The sequence below is a fragment of the Qipengyuania sp. genome (assembly GCF_048550555.1).
Taxonomy (GTDB): Bacteria; Pseudomonadota; Alphaproteobacteria; order Sphingomonadales; family Sphingomonadaceae; genus Qipengyuania.
Map to the genome: position 1 here is coordinate 12,984 of NZ_JBLYYF010000005.1, position 20,411 is coordinate 33,394.

Genomic DNA, 20,411 nt, shown 5'->3' on the forward strand with positions numbered 1-20,411 from the left:
CATGAGGGAGCGTTAGCCGGGGAATGTAAAAAATGATGTAATTTTGACCGATCAGGCCGAGGTCTCGGGCTTTCCTCCCGCTCCGCGCGGGTCGCCATAGGCGGCATTCGTGAAGATGCGCGCGCGCCGGTCGCTGCGATGCATCAGGCCGCGGGCGAAACGGCCACCTGCATGGGTATAGTCGAGCTCGGCGGCGATTGCCTCGTAGTCGCCTTCCGCGATCGCCGCGTTGAGGCGCGGGCTCTCGCTCTCGGCGACATTGCCGAAGCCGACATTGTAGACGAGATCGAGCAGGGCATCGAACTCGTGCTGGTGCAGCGGCAGGTCGCCGACCAGCCGGCGGACGCCGCGTTCGGCCTCGGCGAGGTCGGAGGCGAGAAATTCGCGCATCCGGCGCTCGCTCACCCTGTCGCCCACCTCCAGCCCGTCCTGGGGCCGGACCAGATGGCCGACGCCGACGGTCTTGTAGCCCGCGACGTCGCGATAGACGGTGTAGCGCACGCCTTCCTCTTCGAGCAGCGTCCGCTTGAAGGAGTCGCTGGCCTTGAGCAGCGCGGCGGGCATGCGCGCCCCCTCGATCCGGTCGACGACCAGCTGGGCGGCGCTGTCGGTACTCGGCTTGCGGGCCTTTGGCGGGCCGGTGAAGGCAGTGAGGCCGAGCGCCCCCGCACCGAGCATCAGCGTCGCGCGCCTGCGGTTGGAAAGCCTGGGGCGCACCCCGAAGGCCTGCGACGCGGCCTTGCGCGCACGGCGCAATTCGCGGCGATGGCGGCGCTCGCGGCTCAGCCGGGTGAAGAAGGTCTGCGAGCTTTCCCCCTTCGACCGGCGCGGCGAGGCCGACCATGCGACATCGTCGAGCGGGCGATTGAGTTCGGCAAGAATCGTTTCGAGCGTCTTGCTTGATGGTTCGGCGCGCGCCGGGGTCGAGCCCGGGCGATCGGGCTGGTTACCTGTCCGCGCGGAGTTCGTGGCCATGGGATGGTCACCTTTCGTCGGATCAATCGGGCTGCCACACCGGCGCTGCGACGCTGGGAATACAAAGTGCACGCACGGCGCGGGTGGCGTCTTCATGGATAGAACGGTCGAGGCGGGTCGATCGGTCCCCGGTTCGTCGCTGGGGGACAACGCCCGGGCGGCAGCCCGCGCGGCTCAGGCGGCGCGGCGGACCCGGTTGCGGCCGCGATCCTTCGCTTCGTAGCAGGCACCGTCGGAGCGTTGCAGCGCATCGTCGAGACCTTCGCCGAAGCGCCAGCCGGTCAGCCCGATCGAGGCCGAGATGGCAATCTCGGGATGATCGGGGAAGAGGTGGCCGAGCTCGGCGATCCGCTTGCGGAGCTGCTCGGCGGCATCGATCATCTCGGCATCGTCGAAGCCGCGCGCCAGGATGAGGAATTCCTCGCCGCCGAGGCGGAAGCACTGGTGCGTGCCTTCCTCGCCGAGCGCGCGACACCAGTGGCGAATGGCGTCGGCGGTGGCGATCAGCACGCGGTCGCCGACCGCATGGCCATAGGTGTCGTTGATCGCCTTGAAGCGGTCGAGGTCGATCGTCAGCAGGTGCCGCGAAAGCCCGCTGCCGTCGAGGCGCGTCTCCTCGAACAGCTTGCGCCGGTTGAACAGCCCGGTCAGCGGATCGCGCCAGCTGAGGAATTCGGCATGCGCCAACGCATCGGCGAGATCTTCGGACAATTGCCGGTTCTCGACCAGGATCTGCGCCGCGCTGCGCATGTGGAGCCCGGCCGACGAACTGTAGAGACGTATGCCGAGCAGCACCAGGGTAACCACCCCGATCATCGCCAGGTTGCCATTCGCGGGATGGAACAGGATCAGCGCGCAGGCGGTCGCCCAGAAGCTCACCAGCATGGCGTCGACCGAGCGGGGCAGGGCCGCCAGCGTGACCGAGATCAGCGTGACCGCAACCACCACGACCAGCTGGATCATCCGCACCGCGCCCAGCGGGCTGTCCGCCGGCTGCGGCCACAGGAGGAGCGCCAGCGTCACCCCGGTCAGCATCATGGCGAAGAGCAGGATGCGGCGCGAATTCTTCAGCGGGTTGCGCGCCCGCACCCGGCGCTCGAGCATCGCGGCCGCGGTGCGGGTGAACAGGAAAGAGGCCAGCCGCAGCGCCAGCAGCCCGGCCATGAAGGCGACATTGGGCAGCATCGCCACCCCGACCGCCATCAGCACCATCGCGATCAGGCTGGAGGGCAGCGACCGCCGCTCGCGTTCGAGCATGGCGATGACCGCCTCGCGCTCGATCTCGTAGGAATCGACCGGGACGCGCGAAAACACGCCGACAGAATCGTCGTCAGATTGCTGGCCGATCTGCACGTGCTGGCGTCCCTAAGTCCCTCTCCCAACGGGCGATTACCACCCGTAGCGAGAATTTCTTAACGAAATCGCCTGTCGTATTCATATTTTTGCTGTGGGCGAGGCGGGGGCGGCGCAGGGGACCTCCGGGCCCGGCGCCGCCCCCGTCTGCTTACCAGATCCGCGCGCGATCCTCGGGCGCGATGTACATGGCGTCGTCGGGCGTGATGCCGAAGGCTTCGTACCAGGCGTCGACATTGCGCAGCGGCGCGATCGTGCGATAGCGCGCCGGGCTGTGCGGGTCGGTGGCGACCTGGTTGCGCAGGCTGTCCTCGCGCGCCTTGGCCCGCCACACCTGGGCATAGGAGAGGAAGAAGCGCTGGTCGCCGGTCAGCCCGTCGATCACCGGGGCCTCCTCGCCGTTCAGCGACTTGTGGTAGGCATCGTAGGCCACCAGCACGCCGGCGAGGTCGGCGATGTTCTCGCCCATGGTCAGGTCGGGATTGATGAAGCTGCCCGGCACGACCTCGAAGGCGGCGTACTGGTCGCCGAACTTCTTGGCCTCGACCTTGAAGCGCTCCGCATCGGCGGTGGTCCACCAGTCGCGGACCGCGCCGGTTGCGTCGATCTTGCGGCCCTGGTCGTCGAAGCCGTGGCTGATCTCGTGGCCGATCACCACGCCGATCGCGCCATAGTTCACCGCCGGATCGGCCCAGGGGTCGAAGAAGGGCGGCTGGAGGATGCCGGCGGGGAAGACCATCTTGTTCTCGAGCCCGCCGTTATAGGCGTTTACCGTCTGCGGGTTCATGCCCCACTTCTTGCGATCGACCGGCTTGCCGAGGTCGCTCATCTGGTAATCGGCGTTGAACTGCGTCGCGGCGACCATGTTGCCGTAGAGATCGTCGGCCGACATCGGGAGCTGCGAATAGTCGCGGAAGGTTTCGGGATAGCCGACCATGACGTCCATCCGCTCGAGCTTCTCGAGCGCGGCCTCCTTGGTCTCGGGGCTCATCCAGTCGTTGCCGCGGATGCGGTCGCCCATCGCGAGCTTCAGGTTGGTGACCAGCTCGTCCATGCGGGTCTTGGCGACCTTGGGGAAGTATTCGGCCACATAGGCTTCGCCGACGAGTTCGCCGAGCGAGCCGTCGATCGTATCGACCGCGCGCTTCCACCGGGCGCGCTGCTCGCTCGTGCCGTTCAGCTTGCTGGTGAATTCGAAGCGGCTGTCGACCATCTTCTTGTTGAGATAGGGAGAGGCCTGGTGGGTGATGCGCGCCTTCTGCCACAGCTTGAGCGTGTCGAGATCGGTGCTCGCATAGAGCGCGGCGATGCCCTTGATCGCGGTGTTGTCGGTCACGATGATGCGATCCTGCGGCGGGATGTTGTTCCCGTCGAAGAAGGCCGCCCAGTCCACACCCGGAGCGTAGGCGGCCAGTTCGGTCGCCGACATCGGATTGTTGATCTTGTCGATGTCGCGGGTCAGCTCGACGTCCCAGTTGAGCTCGGCGACATAGGTCTCGAAGGTCATCACGCGGCTGGCCGCCTCGCGCGGGTCCTTCACGCCGATATTGCGGAAGGTCCGCTCGAGATATTCCATATAGGCCTTGCGCTGCGGCGCGAATTTCTCGGCGAAGTAATAGTCCTTCTCGGGCAGGCCGAGGCCGCCGGAGAACATCCAGAGCGCGTTCATCGTCGGATCGTCGGGATCGGCATAGGGACCGGCGCCGAACAGCGAGCCGCCGAACTTGCCGTAGGTCGATCCCATGTAGCGGGCGAATTCGCGCTTGTCGGTGAGCGCATCGACCGCGGCGAGATCGCGCTGCAGCGGCTTGATGCCGGCGCGTTCGATTGCCTTTTCATCCATGAAGCTGCTGTAGAGCGCACCGTACTGCGTGCCCGCGGGCGCTTCGGTGATGAGGCCGTTGACCTGCTCGGTCACGTCTTCGCGCAGATTGTAGAACGATCCGACCGAGGGACGGTCGCCGGGGATTTCGGTGCGGTCGATCCAGGCGCCGCTGGCGTAGCGTTCGAAATCGTCGCCCGGCTTGGCGGCGGTATCGCGCGCGGTCAGGTCGAGGCCGTAGTCGCCGATCTTGGCCTGACCGGTGACGACGATGGTGTTTTCGCTGTCGGCAGCGGTGTCCCCGCTTTGCGCGAAGGCGGGTGCGGAAAGGGCGAGACCCAGCGCGAGCGCCGAAACGGCGGCGCCACGGGTGAGCGAACGGGTGCGAAGCATAGAGAGTCCCCTGAATTACAGTCGCGCGCCTGCTAGCGCGTCAGGGGAGTACGCGACAAGCCTTGTCGGCGAACGGCGCAGATGCCTCTGCGAGCGGCAGATGTGGCGTACCATCGCTGACCGGCGGGGACGGGAAGGCGACGATGCGCGGCCCTCGGGCTCAGCGCGCGCAATATTCGTAATGACCGCTTTCGCACATGCGCACGGCGTGGCGCCAGGCTGCCATGCGCTTTTCATGCTCGGCCAGCTGATCGGGGTAGTCGCGAGTCGCCTGCCAGCCCCTGGCCTGTTGGGCATCACGCTGCCGGACGTAGCGCAGCTGTTCGAGATTGAGCTGGCGAATGATCGCCGCATCGCGCTCGCGCGCCTCCCTCGACCGCATCGACGGATCGTTCGGGTCGTCGGCCAAGACGGGCGTGGACAGGGCGACGGAGCCGAGCGCCATGGCGCCGGCCAGCAAACGAGCATTCATGAAGTGCGACCTTCCCTCAAATTTTTCGATCCCGCTGCGGGAATAGCGCGCGGAAGGTGAACGAAACATTCTGCCGCCGGGCGGGCCGTCGCTGGTCCGGTGCGGCCTGTCGCGGCATTTCGCGTTTGCGTTCCGGGCGTTGCAATTCGGCATCGCGGGACCACATTGCCGGAACGGCGTCGCGGGCCAAGCGCTCGACCTAGACCGCCCCTTGACCAAAGCGAACAATTCGGGAACACGCTTCCTTCATGGCACTTACCACAATCTCCGTCCGCGGCGCGCGCGAGCACAATCTCAAGGGCGTCGATATCGACCTGCCGCGCGACAGCCTGATCGTCATCACCGGGCTTTCGGGCTCGGGCAAGTCGAGCCTCGCCTTCGACACGATCTATGCCGAGGGGCAGCGGCGTTACGTGGAATCGCTCAGCGCCTATGCGCGGCAGTTCCTCGAAATGATGCAGAAGCCCGATGTCGAGCATATCGACGGACTCAGCCCTGCGATCTCGATCGAGCAGAAGACCACCAGCCGCAATCCGCGCTCGACCGTCGCCACCGTCACCGAGATCTACGATTACATGCGCCTGCTGTGGGCGCGGGTGGGGGTGCCCTACAGCCCCGCCACCGGCCTGCCGATCGAGGCGCAGACGGTCTCCAACATGGTCGATCGGGTGATGGCGCTGCCCGAGGGCACGCGGATCTACCTGCTCGCCCCCGTGGTGCGCGGGCGCAAGGGCGAATACCGCAAGGAACTCGCCGAGTGGCAGAAGGCGGGCTTCACCCGCGTGCGTATCGACGGCGAGCTCTATCCGATCGAGGAAGCACCCGCGCTCGACAAGAAGTTCAAGCACGATATCGAGGTGGTGGTCGATCGCCTCGCGGTGAAGGAGGGTATCGAGACGCGGCTGGCCGACAGTTTCGAGACCGCGCTCAAGCTGGCCGAGGGGCTCGCCTATGTCGACCTCGCGAATGGCGTAGTGCCGGGGCGCGAGGACGAGGGGGCCGCGGGCGGGGCGATGAAGGGCGCGGGCATCCCCGCCAACCGCATCGTCTTCTCGGAGAAATTCTCCTGCCCGGTCTCGGGCTTCACCATCGAGGAGATCGAGCCGCGGCTGTTCTCCTTCAACGCGCCGCAGGGCGCCTGCCCGACCTGCGACGGAATCGGCGAAAAGCAGCTGTTCGACCCGCAGCTTGTCGTCCCCAACGAGGCGCTGAGCCTCAAGAAGGGCGCGGTGGTGCCCTGGGCGAAGAGCAACCCGCCGAGCCCCTATTACATGCAGGTGCTCGCATCCCTCGCGAAGGAATACGAGTTCAGCCTCGAAACCCGGTGGGAGGAGTTCGACCGCGAGATCCGCGACATCATCCTCTATGGCACCAAGGGCCGCGCCATCCCGCTGACCTTCAAGGACGGGCGCAAGGAATACACGGTCAAGAAGCCGTTCGAGGGCGTGATCGGCAATCTCAACCGCCGCATGCTCCAGACCGAGAGCACGTGGATGCGCGAGGAGCTGTCGAAGTTCCAGACCAGCCAGCCGTGCGAGACCTGCGGCGGCAAGCGGCTCAACGAGAAGGCGCTGTCGGTGAAGGTCGGCCAGGGCGACGACGCCACCGATATCGCCACGCCGACCAGGATGAGCGTCGCCGATGCCAAGCACTGGTTCCTCGCGCTGCCCGACCAGCTGGGCGAGACGCAGAAGCAGATCGCCCACGCCATCCTCAAGGAGATCAACGAGCGGCTCGGCTTTCTCGACAATGTGGGCCTCGACTACCTCAACCTCGACCGCACCAGCGGCACGCTGAGCGGCGGGGAGAGCCAGCGCATCCGCCTCGCCTCGCAGATCGGCTCGGGCCTTTCGGGCGTGCTCTACGTGCTCGACGAGCCCAGCATCGGCCTCCACCAGCGCGACAACGACCGGCTGCTGGAGACGCTCAAGCGCCTGCGCGATCTCGGCAATACGGTGATCGTGGTCGAGCATGACGAGGACGCGATCCGCGCCGCCGACCACGTGGTCGATCTCGGCCCGGGTGCGGGCGTCCATGGCGGCGAGGTGGTCGCCGAGGGCACGCTCAAGCAGGTCCTCAAGTCCAAGACAAGCCTCACCGCCGCCTATCTCAACGGCACGCGCGAAATCGAGGTCCCCGCCAAGCGCCGCACGGGCAACGGGCACGAGCTCACGGTCCACGGCGCGCGGGCGAACAACCTCCGCGACGTCACCGCCTCGATCCCGCTCGGCACCTTCACCTGCGTCACCGGCGTTTCGGGCTCGGGCAAGTCCTCCTTCACCATCGACACGCTCTACGCCTCCGCGGCGCGCACGCTCAACGGCGCACGCGTGGTCGCGGGAGCGCACGACAAGGTCAGCGGGCTCGAGTTCTGCGACAAGGTGATCGAGATCGACCAGTCGCCCATCGGCCGCACCCCGCGCTCCAACCCGGCGACCTACACCGGCGCCTTCACCCAGATCCGCGACTGGTTCGCCGGCCTGCCCGAGGCGCAGGCGCGCGGCTACAAGCCCGGCCGCTTCAGCTTCAACGTCAAGGGCGGCCGCTGCGAGGCGTGCCAGGGCGACGGGCTGATCAAGATCGAGATGCACTTCCTGCCCGACGTCTACGTGACGTGCGAGGAATGCGGCGGCAAGCGCTACAACCGCGAGACGCTGGAGGTGAAATTCAAGGGCCACTCGATCGCCGACGTGCTCGACATGACGATCGAGGATGCGGAGGAGTTCTTCAAGGCCGTCCCCCCGATCCGCGACAAGATGCACATGCTGAACGAAGTTGGCCTCGGCTACGTCAAGGTCGGCCAGCAGGCGACCACGCTCTCGGGCGGCGAGGCGCAGCGGGTGAAGCTCGCCAAGGAGCTCAGCAAGCGCAGCACCGGGCAGACGCTCTACATCCTCGACGAGCCGACCACTGGTCTCCATTTCGAGGACGTCCGCAAGCTCCTCGAAGTGCTCCACCGGCTGGTCGACCAGGGGAACTCGGTGGTGGTGATCGAGCACAATCTCGACGTCATCAAGACCGCCGACCATATCCTCGATCTCGGCCCGGGCGGCGGCGTCAGGGGCGGGGAGGTTGTCGCGCAGGGTACGCCCGAGGAAGTCGCGGCGGTCGAGGGCAGCTACACCGGGCAGTATCTCAAGCCGATGCTCGAACGCGCCGGATCGGCGCCCGCGGCGGCGAAGAAGGCCAAGCGCGAGCGCGAGGCGGCGGAGTAGCGCATCGCGCGTTATTCAATCTCGTCCGATATCTCCGCGATTAGAGATTTTAGCGAAGAGCCTGATCCGTCCTCCAATTCAGCGGTAATAAGATTACTAATCTGCAGGGCTCCCGACCGCCCACTATAACCTTGGAAATCGCCGGATTTATGCCAATCCCACTCACGTCCAGAGCGAAGGATTTGCAGCATGTCCCTGGGCTTGTACTTTCCTTTCCCAAGAGCCCTATCGATGACGCTCGCACCTAGGAAACAAACCCCCCACAAGCCTGCGCCGCGGAGCATAAGGTATTCTTTCGGGCTTCCCCAAGCTTCTGGTTGCCATTCCTTCACAGCAGAAAAGTAGTTTTTGATGACTGCGGTCTGTATCTTCGGATCATCAAGAGATGTCAGTCGGGTCGGCCGTGAGAGCATGTACTCCAGTCCGGTCTTTAGCGTCCGAAGCGGAATGAATTTGGTGACGTCTGATCTTCCTCCGTCGTAGACGGCACCCCTTAATGGGCTGTCGCTATCGTCTCGTAGGTGACTCGCGATGTAAAGTGCAGGGTCTCGGCGCGCAATCACCTGCTCGCTAGTCAATCGTAGGCTAATATTGTCCAAGTGACTTGTGTTCATTCGTCGTTGATTATTGTTAATGTCACGAAACAATTTTATTTCTTGATCAAGTGTCAAATCCAAAGCGATACAAAAAGATACCACGGTATCAAGGCGCGGGAATCCCTCTTCGTGCCCATCCGCAAAATGCAGGCGATGATTGCCATCGACTCTGGAAATCTTGATCTCATCAGAACGGTGAATGGACGAGGTCGAGATCTCCAGCATCCCGAATCCTCTTTCCTGATTCGTTACTTTGAGATCTGCCACGTTTGCGTCCCGCAAGGAGAGAAAAACTTCAGGGAAGAAGCCTAGTTTGGCGGTGCCGACGTACTCATAGGCGTCCTTAGCGTGCTTGGGGCTAAGATCGCGCTGCGTTCCGGTCGGGTTATGTTTTGCATCGTAGATGTCAGGCTTGGAAATATCTGCGAGATCGCAAATGGGGGCGTAGCCACGAGCTACACGGACACCCATAACTGCAGATACAACAACCGGAACAGTGAATTTCGTGCTCTTCCTAGTGGGCTTTTTAGCCATCGAAAATTCCTAAGGCGAGTTGTTCGAGATGCTCTTTCCACGCGTCATGATCATGCTGGGCCAAGAAGTCCACTTTCCGCAAAATCGCCGCCTTGGCGATTGCTACCAGCGATGGCCAGGCCTCATTAAACCAATCTTCATCCAGTTCCTTCGACCCATGAACCAAATTGCTTCTCTGACCATAGAGCTTTTTCAAAAGCTTGAAGATTGTATGCCGTTTTGCCGGATCTGTCTCCGCAAGAAGGGAATTGAAGAGCGAAAACTGAAATGTGATTTCGGTTTGAGATTGAAACACAGACTCAAGAGAAATGCATAAATCAATAAGGCGGTCTTGAGAAGAGACCCGACCAAGGGAGGAATTAAACCTACTAAGTGTGAGCGCCAGAGCTCTGTGCTTTTCTAAAGCAATTTGGACCGACGAAAACAGTGTTTCCGTTGACGAAAAATCGGTGCCCTTGGTAATCTTGAACGGTCCCTTCTTACCATGATGGTGGTGTGGAAGATCCCTTCGCTCAGAAACCGTGCGCTTCCTAAGTGTCCTAATGACGTAAGCACTATCGACGGAGATGGCCTGCTCCTCTGAATAGACATTCAATGAGAATGCCGCAGCAAGCACGCTCGACAGAGCTACATTCCAATCGCCTTCGACGTCATAATCATCAACTGTGATGGTGTAGGTGCTCCCCTTCAACTGCACCGCATCAAAGTTCTCGTCTGCCGTAATTGTCGCCAGATCCTCTGGGCGAATTTGCCTCAACGCCACCTTGTCGGATAACGAGATCGGCACCTCTGTCGGAATATCGCAAGGCAAATTGTTGACCGGTAGCACGAGGTGAAACTTAGCGCTTTTCGCGGTCCCAACAGCCACTTTTACCCCCGGATCGAAGACGTAAGACTAGATAGGCATCTCTATCGGGAAAAAGCACACCAATTTAAAGTACCGAAAAGACGTTTTCCTACTTTCAGTTGGGATAACAATTTACGCCGCCCAATGCAGCTTCCTTGATGGTTGCGTCGAGAGCGCCATGATCGAACCCGGCGACATCACCCCGCCAACGGCACCATCCCCGTTGCCCATGGCGTCCAGCCCATGAGCCGCAGCGTGCTGATCCCGACCACCCATGTCAGGCACGCCACCAGCACCGCCAGCGCCAGGGCGCTCTGGCGGCGGGTGCGGGTGAAGGGGAGGGCGGCGGTGCCGAGGATGTAGGGGGCGAGCGCGGGCGGGAAGCCGCTGTAGATGCCGCTCGCATTGTAGAGCAGCCAGAAGCCCACATTGGCGAGCGCGAGGCACATGCCGATCTGCGCCTTGTGCCGGTCGAACCAGTTGTCGAGATCGGCCCAGTCCTTCGCCTCGTCGGGCCAGACGAGGCTCGCGGCGATGAAGTAGAGGCCCGTCTCGACCATTCCCGCCACCAGCACGGGGATGCTGATCGACACCTCCTGCAGCGTCAGCCAGGCGAGGTTCCACGCGGTGACGAGGTCGACCACCACGATTCCGCCCATCACCGGCGTCATCCAGCCGATGCGTATCATGCGGCCTACCGCTGCGCTGCTTGAGGAGTCTTTTCGGCCTACCGCTTTGCTGCTTGAGGCGTTTTTTGTCTGGCCTACCGCTTCGCTGCTTGAGGCCTTGGGGCTCTTACCCTTCGCGGCCGGGAGGCTCCGTGCCTTGAGCACGCGGACGAAGCCCGCCAGCACCTCCGCCATCGCCAGCCCCAGCACCAGCCTGAACAGGGTGAATGCGAAATCGAACCCCGACATGCGTCGTCCTCCCCCAGGGCGACCGTCAGCAGGCCTACACGCGGCGCGGCGCGCGCGTCGAGCGTTTTCCCGCTGCCCGACCTGCGAGCGCGCGCCCCGTTCTCCACCCGATGGTAACCATCCGGATTAACCGCGCGGCGACAGGTGGTGCGCTAGGCCTGTGCACAAGGGAGAGCCTGCATGTCCGAGGTCGAACACGCCAGCATCGTTGCCGATACGCTCCGGGTGGCCGCGTCGCAGAGCGCCGTCGCCGAGCTGGCGGGCGAGGGGGCGCTGTCCCTCGATGCCGCGCTCGACCGGGCGGCTGCCGATATCGCCGGGGGGCTGTTCCAGCCGGTGGTGGTCTCGCTCGTCTCGCTGCTGGCGATCGGTTTCGCCGTGTTCAAGGTCGCGCTTTACGTCGCGAGCTGAGCGGGTCGGAAGCCTTCTCCGACCGATATTGCCGACCTGCTCTAGACCTCCGGCTTCGCCCGCCCCATCGACCAGTTCTCCTGCATCCGCACCCGGGGGTTGGGGGCGCACCAGATCTCGCCGCTTTCGTCCAGCGCGGTGACCCAGATGAGGTTGTGCTCCGGCCCGTAGTCGATCACCGCCAGCGCCAGCCCCTTTCCACGGTCGATGACGGTCACGGGCAGCGGCGGGTTGAGTTGCGTGAACATGGGCGTGCGATCCTGCGGGGCGAGGGGACAATTCCCTGCCGCGCATGGTGAAACGCGCCATCGCGCATTCCGGGTCCCGCCGGCCGCCGCACCGTGCAGGCTGTCCTACACGCCCGCCGATGTATAAATAGCCCGGTTCCCCTGCTCTCAACGCACAGGTGAACCATGGGTGTTTTTTGTTTACGCGCTGGCGCTTCGCGCCGTCTCCGCCTTCGGCTCCGACTCCAGACGCCGGGCCTTGCGCTCCCCTCCATCGCAGGAGGCGCGGCATGACCGACATGAGCAATCATCCCGTCATCCTCCACGCCGACCTCTATGCCGAGGACGAGCGCGCGCCGCAGACGCAGTTCGTGGCCGAGCGGCAGGTGGCCTTTCTCGAGGCGCTCGCGGTCACCGGCAGCGTGCGCTCCGCGGCGCGGCGGGTGAAGGTTTCGCACCAGACCTGCTATCGCGCGCGCCGCTCCAGCGCGGGTTTCGGGCGCGCCTGGGATGCGGCGCTGGTGGTCGCGCGCGGCACGGCGGAGGCGAAGCTCGCCGATTGCGCGATGAACGGCGTGGTCGAGGAGGTGTGGTATCACGGCGACCTCGTCGGCCAGCGGCGGCGCTTCTCCGACCGGCTGCTGCTCGCCCACCTCGCGCGGCTCGACCGGATGCGCGGCGACGAGCGGATCGAGCGCCTCGCGGAGGATTTCGACGCCATGGTGCTGCGCCTGCGCCGCGGCGAGCCGATCGAGGTGGAGGAGGGCGCATGTGTCCCTGCGCAGGCAGGGACCTCGGGCGGTGGAGCACAGCCTCACGAGGCCCCTGCCTGCGCAGGGGACCGGGAGGTGGCGGGTGAGAGCGAAAATCTTTCGCCTGGACCGTGTAACACCCGGTCCATGTCTCCGGCGGAAGAGGCGCCCGAGCCGCTTGCCGGGCGCCCCTGCCGCTGCGCGGGCGCGCGCTTCGGGACCGATCGCGGGCGTCCGCATTTCCGGCGCGGGCCGGAGGGGCCCGAACCGGTGATCAATGTCGCAGGCGAGGGGCCGTGCTGCGATTCGCCGCGCTGGCCGCAATGCCGCTACTGCCCGCATTACCCGCCGGTCTCGCGGGTGATCGAGGAAATGGACGAGCAGCGGCCCGCCGACGCCCCGCCGCTCGAGGAACTGGGCGATCCAAGGGAGGTCGACGGCGTCCAGATGGAGGCCTTCTGCCTCGGGGTGGCGCAATGGTGGCTGCTCGGCAGCGAGGAGGAGCTGGCCGGGCGGATCGCGGAGCTGGAGGGCGATGCGCCCTAGACGCTGATGATCCCGTATTTGAGCCCCTGGACCGCGGCCGAGGCGCGGTCGGTGACGTCGAGCTTGGCGAAGATGCGCTTGATATGCGTGGCGATGGTCGGGCGCTTGTTGCCGAGGATCAGCGCGATCTCCTCGTTGCTCTTGCCGCGCGCGATCCAGTGCAGGATGGTTACCTCGCGCGGGGCGAGGTGCGGGCGCTCGAAGTCGCCCTGCTCGAGCTGGTCGATCCGCAGATGCAGCGCCTGCGCCACGCTATGGTAAATCGGGATGTCGGCGTGATCGATCCGGTCTGGGTGGTCGACCATCGAGATGCCCACCGCCGCGAGGTGCTGGCGCGGGCCGAAGGTGGGGAAGATGAAGCCGTCGGTCACCCCGTGTTCGCGCGCGCGTTCGAGGAACAGCAGGTGGTCGGCATTGACCGGGCGCGCGGCGGAGATCTCGCCGAAGCGGATCGGGCGGCCGGCGCGCGCGACCAGCGCGGGGAAGGGGTCGATGCGGTTGAGCTCCTCGTCGTAGAGCGCGGTCCAGGCCTCGGGGAAGCCGAAGCTCTCGACCTCGGCGCGGCCGGGGTCCTTGTGCGAGGGGCGGACGTAGCTCAGCGCGTGGAAGCCCTGGCCGCGGAAGAAGGCGCGGGCGATCGCCAGCGTATCGTCGCGGGTCTCGGCGGCGGCGATCCGGCGGATCGCTCTGCTGTCGTCCATCGCGGGCTGATCCTTTCTCGGGTCGGGACTCGGGGCGGGCGTGATTCGAGTGAATGTCATCCATCAGGACGACAGGCAAGTCTCGCGGTGCCGCAACGTGGCTGCGCCAGCGCGTTTCCGGTAACCATATACCCCATGGTTAACGCCGACCTTCGATCGACGCGCGAAATATACCTAACACGGATGTCATCCGATGTGGTGACCTCCAACAGGGTGACTAGGGTAAACACAGGGGTCCCGGTAGCTATTCATCCGACAGTTGGGGGAATTCATCGCATTCCCGGGCTGGGGGCTTGACACAGTTACGGGATCGAAACGGGATGCATGGCACCACGTTTATTGTCGTTGATGGAAATTATCGTAATCGTCACGAACTGACTTTGGCACTGGGGGACGTGGGTTATGTCGTCCCCGCCGATACGCTCGAGGATCTGGGTGGGCGCTGGCCCGACCAGGCCTGGATGCTGGTCCACGACGGGGGCGATCTCCTCGCCGAGACCCAGCAGGCGCTGGAGGCGGCGGGCAGGTTCTACCCGATGGTGGCCTATGCCGAACAGGCGAGCATCGCTCGGGTCATGGACGTGCTCGGCACCGGCGCGGTGGGCTATCTCGAATGGCCCGCCACGGGCGAGGAACTGCGGCGTTGCCTGGCGAACATCATGACGCGCCGGCGCCAGGGCGCCACCGCCACGCTCGAACAGGCGCAGGCCAAGCAGCGCATCGGCGCGCTCTCGCCGCGCGAGAAGGAAGTGCTCAACGGGGTGTGCGAGGGCTATTCGAGCAAGGAAGTCGCACGCACGCTGGGGATCAGCCCGCGCACCGTCGAGCTTCACCGCGCCAATGTGCTGACCAAGCTCGGCGTGCGCAATCTCGCTGCCGCCGTGCGCCTGTCGGTGGAAGCCGAACTGGCCCCCTCGCTGGCGTCACCCGACGAACGCGAACTCGCCGCCTGACGCCGTCGCCCGCGAGCGGGCGATGCAATGCCTACCCGTTGAGGAGCGCGAGCTCGACCGTGTCGCGGCCGTGGGCGATCAGCCCGAGCTCTTCCGCCGCGGCGCGGCTGACGTCGATCACACGGCCGCCGTGGAAGGGGCCGCGATCGTTGATCCGCACGGTCACCGTCTTGCCGGTGCGCGGATTGGTCACTTCGACCAGTGAGCCGAAGGGCAGCGTGCGGTGCGCCGCGGTCATCGCGTTCATGTCGAAGGTCTCGCCGCTGGCGGTGCGGCGGCCGTGGAAGCGCCGGCCGTAATAGGATGCGACCCCGCCCGCGATCGGCGTGGTGGTGCGCGGCGCCTCGACCGCCGGCTCGATCGTCCGCAGGTCGACCGCGCGGGCCGCAGGGGCGACAGCGGGCGGCAGCGCCTCGAAGCCGGCAAAGCTTGCCTCGAATTCGGTGGCCCGGGGCTGGGCGCTGTGGACGTGCTCCTTGGGCTGCGCCGCGGTGGCGGGCAGCGCTACGGCAGCAAGGAAACACAAGGTGCGAAACGCGCGTTTGGCCATGATCTGGACCTCCCGTTCGGTTGGAAGGTCTATAGGCGAGCAGGTCGACCGAGTCGTTACGACCGGAGGCGATCGCCCCATTCCTGCCACAGTTCATCGTGCTTGGGGAACGATCATGGCGTCCCGCACAGCATTTAGCGGGCCTCGGGAGGCGTCCACACAAGCCGTGGATCGTCCGATTGCGAATCGACCCCGGGGCGCCGGGGTGCGCATAGCAAATGGGGCCGGCATCGCTGCCGACCCCACTCTCACCGATGCGTGGTCGTGTCCGAAGACAAGAACTTGGCATCCGATGTTTTCCCTTCCGCCGCGCCCGAAGGCACCGCTTCCGGTTCTGTCACCGGCGCTCGCACCGGCATCCGGCTCCACCCTCCAGTCGCCCCGCTCTGGTGCGCCAGGTCCGAAGACCCTCGCTTCCGTCGCAGGCCGGCCTTCGACAGGCAGCTCCGCGATCGAACCCTCCGTTCATGGCCGGGGCCTCGAGCGGCTGCACCTATGATCGGGTCCGAAGACCGTCTCTTAGATGCCGCCTCGGCATCCGACCGGGCTGGCCCGATCCATGAAAGACGTACAGTGTGTTCCGTCATCGACCATCTTGCCTTGGACCGGAGTCCTCCGCATGACGGTCTCGAAAACACATGGACAGCACCTTCCATGTCTTTCCGGTGTGGAATTTCTCCTTGATTTCAGGTCGTTAGACCGTCGATCCGGTGGAAGTTCCTCGCCGTTCCGATGAGTTGAAGCTGCGCCTGATCGGATGATTCGTCCAGCGCACAAGAGTAGAGTTTTCCACTTTCCCCGCTTTTCGCTGTGGAGCGGGGTGGATAACTCAACCGCTCATCGCAAAAATGAAATACTCGTACCGTTGGCGGCGCAATATTGCGCCGCACAAGCGTGTTGCAGCGCAACTAACGGTCGCGCTTGGCGAGCAGCCGCAGCCGCAGCGCGTTGAGCTTGATGAAGCCCTCGGCGTCCTTCTGGTCGTAGGCGCCGGCATCGTCCTCGAAGGTGACATGCGCTTCGGAATAGAGCGAGTTCGGCGACTTGCGGCCGACGACCATGGCATTGCCCTTGTAGAGCTTGAGCCGGACGGTGCCCGAGACCTTTTGCTGGCTGAGGTCGACCGCGGCCTGGAGCATCTCGCGCTCGGGGCTGAACCACAGGCCGTTGTAGACCAGCTCGGCATAGCGCGGCATCAGCTCGTCCTTGAGATGCGCCGCGCCCCGATCGAGCGTGATCTGCTCGATCCCGCGATGCGCGCGGGCATAGATCTCGCCGCCGGGCGTCTCGTACATGCCGCGGCTCTTCATCCCCACGAAACGGTTCTCGACGAGGTCGAGCCGGCCGATCCCGTGCTTGCGGCCGAGATCGTTCAGCGCGGCGAGCAGGGTGGCGGGGCTCATCGCCTTGCCATTCAGCGCCGTGCCGTCGCCCTTCTCGAAATCGATGGTGACGTACTCGGGCGCGTCGGGCGCATCCTCGGGGTGGTCGGTGCGCGAATAGACGTAGTCGGGCGTCTCCTCCCACGGGTCCTCGAGGACCTTGCCCTCCGACGAGGTGTGGAGGAGGTTGGCGTCGGTCGAGAAGGGGCTTTCGCCGCGCTTGTCCTTGGGTACGGCGATCTGGTGCGCCTCGGCCCAGGCGATCAGCGCGGTGCGGCTGGTGAGATCCCATTCGCGCCACGGGGCGATGACCTTGATATCCGGATCCAGGGCATAGGCCGACAGTTCGAAGCGGACTTGGTCGTTGCCCTTGCCGGTCGCGCCGTGGGCGATCGCATCGGCGCCGGTCTCGTGCGCAATCTCGACGAGGCGCTTCGAAATCAGCGGGCGCGCGATCGAGGTGCCGAGCAGGTAGTCGCCCTCGTAGCGCGCATTGGCGCGCATCATCGGGAAGACGAAATCGCGCACGAATTCCTCGCGCAGATCCTCGATGAAGATATGCTCGTCGGGGATGCCCATCGCGCGGGCCTTGGCGCGCGCCGGCTCGATTTCCTCGCCTTGGCCGAGATCGGCGGTGAAGGTGACCACCTCCAGCCCACGCTCCACCTCGAGCCACTTGGCGATGACGGAAGTATCGAGGCCGCCGGAATAGGCGAGGACGACGCGACGGATATCGGACATTGCGGGCACCTTGCTGCTTTGCGCGCGCCGCTAGCAGGGGAGGGGGCGGAAAGGCAATCGATTCACGCTTGGCCGAGCGGAAGCGCAGTTTGGCGAACCACCCGCCGCGATACACCGCGCCGTCAGCGGAGCTGACTGTCCTTGCTGCCGCGCCGGTTGATGCCTGCCTGACGCTGGTTTGCATCCTTCCCGCTTTGGCAGGCGACGCAGCGCTTCACCCCGGGCAGCGCCACGCGCCGTTTCTCCGGAATTTCCTCGCCGCATTCGACGCACCACTGTTCGCTCTCGCCCGAGGGCATGCGTGCCCGCGCGGCGCTCACCGCGTCGGACACCGTGTCGTCGATCTGGTCCTGAACCGCGCCATCGCGCGCCCATCCGCCTGCCATGCTGCATCCTTCCTGCAGGTGAGTACTGTTCCTCGATAGATACCAATAACGGTGCGGAAGCGCGATGGGTCCCCCGCTCAAGCCGCTTCCAGCTCAAGACTCCGCACTCGACCATAATATTGCCACAATAAAGGGAAGTAATAACACTTCAGGCAACAGGTCCTGAAGAGCATCTGGGGGGAGTGTGATGGGAGAGGATACTCAGGCGACGGCGCCTACGATCGAAACGAAGATGCTGGCCAATGCGATACTTGCCTACTTCATTGCGCAGGATCAGGTCGGTCAGGTCGAACCCTATTGGTCGCACGCGGGAATCGTCGGCGAAGTCAACGCCTTCCAGCTGGGCGAGAGCGATATCGACGCGGCTTTCTGGACACTTGCCGACGATGGCTGGATCACGCTTTCCATCCGGGGGACCCTGCTCGACACGAGCAGCTTCTGGGAACTGATCGCGACGCTCGAGGACTGGTACGAGGATGACGAAACCTTTCTCGAGCCGCTCTATCCCAATCCGCAATCGGGCAGGGTGCATCGCGGCTTTCGCCGCGCGGCCTTCACCCTGTGGCCCTATCTGTTGCTAGGCGGCTACTTCGGCGGCAGTTTCCAGGCTGGCCTCGCCAGCGTCGACTATTCGAAGGTCAAGGGTATCCGCGTCACCGGTCATTCGAAGGGGGCCGCGCTATCGCAACTGCTGGCGGTGATCATCGCCAACGAGCTGACCGGGGTGAACGGAAGCAGGCCCGCCGCGATCGAGGTCTATTCCTATGCCTGTCCGCTTCTGGGCGACGCCACCTTCGTGTCATTCTTCGCAAGCCAGCGGGTGATCACCAGAGCGATGCGGTTTCAGCGGTGGAGCGATATCGTGCCCTTCGTCCCGCCCTATGACAGCTTCAACATCCGGGATATGAACGCCCAATATTGCAGCAGCCTGCTGTCCTACGCCCTCCGTCCCATCTTCGACCAGATGTATGCCGGCTACCACCTTTGCGGCGAGCTGGTCTTTTACGACGGCCCGGATCCCGCGACGAGTGTCATAGACTCCGGCGCAGTCGCCATCTCCCATTCGCAACACGTCATCCTCGCGGCGATCCAGAGTGACCATAGCGAAACCATCGCGGGAGCGCATTCGGCGGTCAATTCCTATTGGCCTGCGGTAACCCGGCGGAACTGGCCACAACCGGAGATCGAAGACCTGCGGGTCGAGTTCGAGGCCATCCTCGATTGAAGAGTCAGCGGTGCCGGAGCAGCGTGCCTGAACGCGCTACTCCGCCGCCTCCTTTAGCGCCGGGTCGAAGCGCCATTGCGGTACCTTGCCCTCGTCCGCCGCGCGCAGGCGGGCGCTTTCCGCCTCGACATATTCGCGCGTCATCGGGATCGCGGCGCGGTCCTTCACATACTGGATCTGCCAGTTGACCATGTTGCCGTGGCGGAAGCTCTGCTCGGCGCCGGCGAGGTAGAACAGCCACATGCGGTAGAAGCGCTCGTCGTAGAGTTCGGTGATTTCGCGCCGATGCAATACCGTGCGCTTGTACCACTCCTCGAGCGTGTGGCTGTAGTGGAAGCGCATCGCCTCCACATCCATCACCTGCCAGCCGTGCTTCTCGCTCTGCGTGACGAGTTCGGAGAGGGCGGGGATATAGCCGCCGGGGAAGATGTACTTGCGGGTCCATTTGTCGGTGAAGCCCGGCGGGCCTGCGCGGCCGCAGCAGTGGCTGATCATCACTCCGTCGGGCGCGAGCAAGCGATTCGTGTGCTCGTAGAACTGCGGGTAGTGCGGCGTGCCGACATGTTCGAGCAGGCCCACCGAACTGATGCGGTCGAACTGCCCCTGCACGTCGCGATAGTCCATCAGCTCGAATGTCACCCTGTCGGCGACCCCGGCTTCTTCGGCGCGTTCCTTGCAGAAGGCGATCTGGTCGGGCGCGAGCGCTACGCCCATGACCTCGACGTCGTAGTGCCGCGCGAGATAGAGCGCGAAACCGCCCCAGCCGCAACCGATGTCGAGGATCCGCTGGCGTTTTCCGTCCTTGGGGGGCTGGATGTACATCTTGGCCGCGAGATGCGCCTTTTTGTCGAGCTGCGCCTTCTCCAGCGAGGTGCTGTCGGGATCCTCGCGGTAATAGGCCATGGTGTACTGGCGGTCTTCGTCGAGGAAGCGCTCGTAAAGCTCGCGCGTGAGATTGTAGGTGTGCTCGGCGTTCTTGCGCGCCTTGGTGCGCAGGTTGACGCTGTCGGCCTTGGCGAGGAGCTTCTGCGCCGCCTTGCGCAGCGGCCCCTTGGGCTTGAGCGATGCGCCTGCCTCGCGCTTGGCGTTCATCGTCACGAACAGCACCAGGTCGCGGATGTCGTGCGGCTCCTCGACCTCGAGCCAGCCCCACATGAAGGCCTCGCCCGCGCCGACCTGCGGATAGCGCGCGATGTGGTTGGCGGCCTTCTTGTCGGTCAGCCGGATGCGGAGCGGCGGTGATCCGCTGCCATCGTCGCTGCCGTATTCGAAGGTCTTTCCGTCGTGGTCCGTCACCACCATGCATCCGCGCCTGATCGCCGATTTCAGAAATTTGTCGAGCAGCCACATAGGCGCCGGTCCTCTCCTCTGTTTCCCCTCGGGGAGGTCTGTGGCACAAGGATGGTGGTGTCA

18 protein-coding genes are annotated in these 20,411 nt (G+C 64.6%); 5 read left to right on the forward strand and 13 right to left on the reverse strand.

Annotated elements, in window-relative coordinates; translation table 11 throughout:
• Nucleotides 1-51: 51 nt before the first annotated feature.
• The 4 genes from ACN4E0_RS00430 to ACN4E0_RS00445 all read right to left on the reverse strand — a co-directional run bounded on the left by ACN4E0_RS00430 (nt 52) and on the right by ACN4E0_RS00445 (nt 5,015).
• Nucleotides 52-975 (reverse strand): lysozyme, encoded by a 924-nt coding sequence (locus ACN4E0_RS00430; protein ID WP_419564341.1) that lies wholly within the window; start codon nt 973-975, stop codon nt 52-54.
• 174 nt (nt 976-1,149) lie between these two features.
• Nucleotides 1,150-2,328 (reverse strand): diguanylate cyclase domain-containing protein, encoded by a 1,179-nt coding sequence (locus ACN4E0_RS00435; protein ID WP_419564343.1) that lies wholly within the window; start codon nt 2,326-2,328, stop codon nt 1,150-1,152.
• Nucleotides 2,329-2,479: 151 nt separating this feature from the next.
• On the reverse strand, nt 2,480-4,543 hold the full coding sequence (locus tag ACN4E0_RS00440) for a M13 family metallopeptidase (RefSeq protein WP_419564345.1): 2,064 nt from the start codon (nt 4,541-4,543) through the stop codon (nt 2,480-2,482).
• A 160-nt stretch (nt 4,544-4,703) separates the two neighbouring features.
• Complete coding sequence (locus ACN4E0_RS00445; protein WP_419564347.1) at nt 4,704-5,015, reverse strand: hypothetical protein; 312 nt, start codon at nt 5,013-5,015, stop codon at nt 4,704-4,706.
• Nucleotides 5,016-5,263: 248 nt separating this feature from the next.
• Here ACN4E0_RS00445 and uvrA point away from each other — a divergent pair, with 248 nt between their 5' ends.
• Nucleotides 5,264-8,230: an excinuclease ABC subunit UvrA gene (uvrA, locus tag ACN4E0_RS00450; RefSeq protein WP_419564348.1), complete on the forward strand. Its 2,967-nt coding sequence runs from the start codon at nt 5,264-5,266 to the stop codon at nt 8,228-8,230.
• An 11-nt stretch (nt 8,231-8,241) separates the two neighbouring features.
• Here uvrA and ACN4E0_RS00455 read toward each other — a convergent pair whose 3' ends face one another.
• The 3 genes from ACN4E0_RS00455 to ACN4E0_RS00465 all read right to left on the reverse strand — a co-directional run bounded on the left by ACN4E0_RS00455 (nt 8,242) and on the right by ACN4E0_RS00465 (nt 11,124).
• Nucleotides 8,242-9,360 carry a DGQHR domain-containing protein gene (locus ACN4E0_RS00455; protein WP_419564350.1) on the reverse strand — a complete coding sequence of 373 codons (1,119 nt, stop codon included), beginning with the start codon at nt 9,358-9,360 and terminating at the stop codon, nt 8,242-8,244.
• Nucleotides 9,353-10,228, reverse strand: coding sequence for a hypothetical protein (locus ACN4E0_RS00460; protein ID WP_419564352.1), 876 nt, complete (start codon nt 10,226-10,228; stop codon nt 9,353-9,355). Before ACN4E0_RS00460 ends, ACN4E0_RS00455 begins: the two co-directional genes overlap by 8 nt.
• 176 nt (nt 10,229-10,404) lie before the next feature.
• The gene (locus ACN4E0_RS00465; RefSeq protein ID WP_419564354.1) at nt 10,405-11,124 is read right to left on the reverse strand and encodes a hypothetical protein; all 720 of its coding nucleotides are present in this window, start codon (nt 11,122-11,124) and stop codon (nt 10,405-10,407) included.
• Nucleotides 11,125-11,304: 180 nt separating this feature from the next.
• On the opposite strand from ACN4E0_RS00465, the gene ACN4E0_RS00470 reads away from it, so the two are divergent.
• Complete coding sequence (locus ACN4E0_RS00470; RefSeq protein ID WP_419564355.1) at nt 11,305-11,535, forward strand: hypothetical protein; 231 nt, start codon at nt 11,305-11,307, stop codon at nt 11,533-11,535.
• A gap of 41 nt (nt 11,536-11,576) precedes the next feature.
• Here the strand turns inward: ACN4E0_RS00470 and ACN4E0_RS00475 are convergent, their stop codons facing one another.
• Nucleotides 11,577-11,783, reverse strand: coding sequence for a hypothetical protein (locus ACN4E0_RS00475; protein WP_419564357.1), 207 nt, complete (start codon nt 11,781-11,783; stop codon nt 11,577-11,579).
• Nucleotides 11,784-12,052: 269 nt separating this feature from the next.
• On the opposite strand from ACN4E0_RS00475, the gene ACN4E0_RS00480 reads away from it, so the two are divergent.
• Nucleotides 12,053-13,060 carry a hypothetical protein gene (locus tag ACN4E0_RS00480; RefSeq protein WP_419564358.1) on the forward strand — a complete coding sequence of 336 codons (1,008 nt, stop codon included), beginning with the start codon at nt 12,053-12,055 and terminating at the stop codon, nt 13,058-13,060.
• On the opposite strand, the gene ACN4E0_RS00485 is transcribed toward ACN4E0_RS00480, so the two are convergent.
• Entirely contained in the window at nt 13,057-13,761 is a 705-nt protein-coding gene (locus tag ACN4E0_RS00485; RefSeq protein WP_419564359.1) for an autoinducer binding domain-containing protein, read from the reverse strand. The genes ACN4E0_RS00480 and ACN4E0_RS00485 overlap by 4 nt on opposite strands.
• Before the next feature lie 395 nt (nt 13,762-14,156).
• Here ACN4E0_RS00485 and ACN4E0_RS00490 point away from each other — a divergent pair, with 395 nt between their 5' ends.
• Complete coding sequence (locus ACN4E0_RS00490) at nt 14,157-14,714, forward strand: response regulator transcription factor (RefSeq protein ID WP_419564360.1); 558 nt, start codon at nt 14,157-14,159, stop codon at nt 14,712-14,714.
• 31 nt (nt 14,715-14,745) lie between these two features.
• On the opposite strand, the gene ACN4E0_RS00495 is transcribed toward ACN4E0_RS00490, so the two are convergent.
• The 3 genes from ACN4E0_RS00495 to ACN4E0_RS00505 form a co-directional block, all read right to left on the reverse strand.
• Nucleotides 14,746-15,264 carry a septal ring lytic transglycosylase RlpA family protein gene (locus ACN4E0_RS00495; RefSeq protein WP_419564361.1) on the reverse strand — a complete coding sequence of 173 codons (519 nt, stop codon included), beginning with the start codon at nt 15,262-15,264 and terminating at the stop codon, nt 14,746-14,748.
• Nucleotides 15,265-16,172: 908 nt separating this feature from the next.
• Nucleotides 16,173-17,387 carry an argininosuccinate synthase gene (locus ACN4E0_RS00500; RefSeq protein WP_419564363.1) on the reverse strand — a complete coding sequence of 405 codons (1,215 nt, stop codon included), beginning with the start codon at nt 17,385-17,387 and terminating at the stop codon, nt 16,173-16,175.
• A gap of 122 nt (nt 17,388-17,509) precedes the next feature.
• Nucleotides 17,510-17,773 carry a DksA/TraR family C4-type zinc finger protein gene (locus ACN4E0_RS00505; RefSeq protein WP_419564365.1) on the reverse strand — a complete coding sequence of 88 codons (264 nt, stop codon included), beginning with the start codon at nt 17,771-17,773 and terminating at the stop codon, nt 17,510-17,512.
• Between the two features lie 187 nt (nt 17,774-17,960).
• Here ACN4E0_RS00505 and ACN4E0_RS00510 point away from each other — a divergent pair, with 187 nt between their 5' ends.
• The gene (locus tag ACN4E0_RS00510) at nt 17,961-18,998 is read left to right on the forward strand and encodes a lipase family protein (protein ID WP_419564367.1); all 1,038 of its coding nucleotides are present in this window, start codon (nt 17,961-17,963) and stop codon (nt 18,996-18,998) included.
• 36 nt (nt 18,999-19,034) lie between these two features.
• Here ACN4E0_RS00510 and ACN4E0_RS00515 read toward each other — a convergent pair whose 3' ends face one another.
• Complete coding sequence (locus tag ACN4E0_RS00515) at nt 19,035-20,348, reverse strand: class I SAM-dependent methyltransferase (protein WP_419564369.1); 1,314 nt, start codon at nt 20,346-20,348, stop codon at nt 19,035-19,037.
• Nucleotides 20,349-20,411 lie beyond the last annotated feature (63 nt).

Coding starts and splice junctions, on each gene's coding strand:
- ACN4E0_RS00445 (WP_419564347.1), bottom strand. CDS start 5,015: ATGAATGCTCGTTTGCTGGCCGGCGCCATGGCGCTCGGCTCCGTCGCC.
- uvrA (WP_419564348.1), top strand. CDS start 5,264: ATGGCACTTACCACAATCTCCGTCCGCGGCGCGCGCGAGCACAATCTC.
- ACN4E0_RS00485 (WP_419564359.1), bottom strand. CDS start 13,761: ATGGACGACAGCAGAGCGATCCGCCGGATCGCCGCCGCCGAGACCCGC.
- ACN4E0_RS00495 (WP_419564361.1), bottom strand. CDS start 15,264: ATGGCCAAACGCGCGTTTCGCACCTTGTGTTTCCTTGCTGCCGTAGCG.
- ACN4E0_RS00515 (WP_419564369.1), bottom strand. CDS start 20,348: ATGTGGCTGCTCGACAAATTTCTGAAATCGGCGATCAGGCGCGGATGC.
- ACN4E0_RS00505 (WP_419564365.1), bottom strand. CDS start 17,773: ATGGCAGGCGGATGGGCGCGCGATGGCGCGGTTCAGGACCAGATCGAC.
- ACN4E0_RS00510 (WP_419564367.1), top strand. CDS start 17,961: ATGGGAGAGGATACTCAGGCGACGGCGCCTACGATCGAAACGAAGATG.
- ACN4E0_RS00455 (WP_419564350.1), bottom strand. CDS start 9,360: ATGGCTAAAAAGCCCACTAGGAAGAGCACGAAATTCACTGTTCCGGTT.
- ACN4E0_RS00430 (WP_419564341.1), bottom strand. CDS start 975: ATGGCCACGAACTCCGCGCGGACAGGTAACCAGCCCGATCGCCCGGGC.
- ACN4E0_RS00500 (WP_419564363.1), bottom strand. CDS start 17,387: ATGTCCGATATCCGTCGCGTCGTCCTCGCCTATTCCGGCGGCCTCGAT.
- ACN4E0_RS00480 (WP_419564358.1), top strand. CDS start 12,053: ATGACCGACATGAGCAATCATCCCGTCATCCTCCACGCCGACCTCTAT.
- ACN4E0_RS00475 (WP_419564357.1), bottom strand. CDS start 11,783: ATGTTCACGCAACTCAACCCGCCGCTGCCCGTGACCGTCATCGACCGT.
- ACN4E0_RS00440 (WP_419564345.1), bottom strand. CDS start 4,543: ATGCTTCGCACCCGTTCGCTCACCCGTGGCGCCGCCGTTTCGGCGCTC.
- ACN4E0_RS00470 (WP_419564355.1), top strand. CDS start 11,305: ATGTCCGAGGTCGAACACGCCAGCATCGTTGCCGATACGCTCCGGGTG.
- ACN4E0_RS00465 (WP_419564354.1), bottom strand. CDS start 11,124: ATGTCGGGGTTCGATTTCGCATTCACCCTGTTCAGGCTGGTGCTGGGG.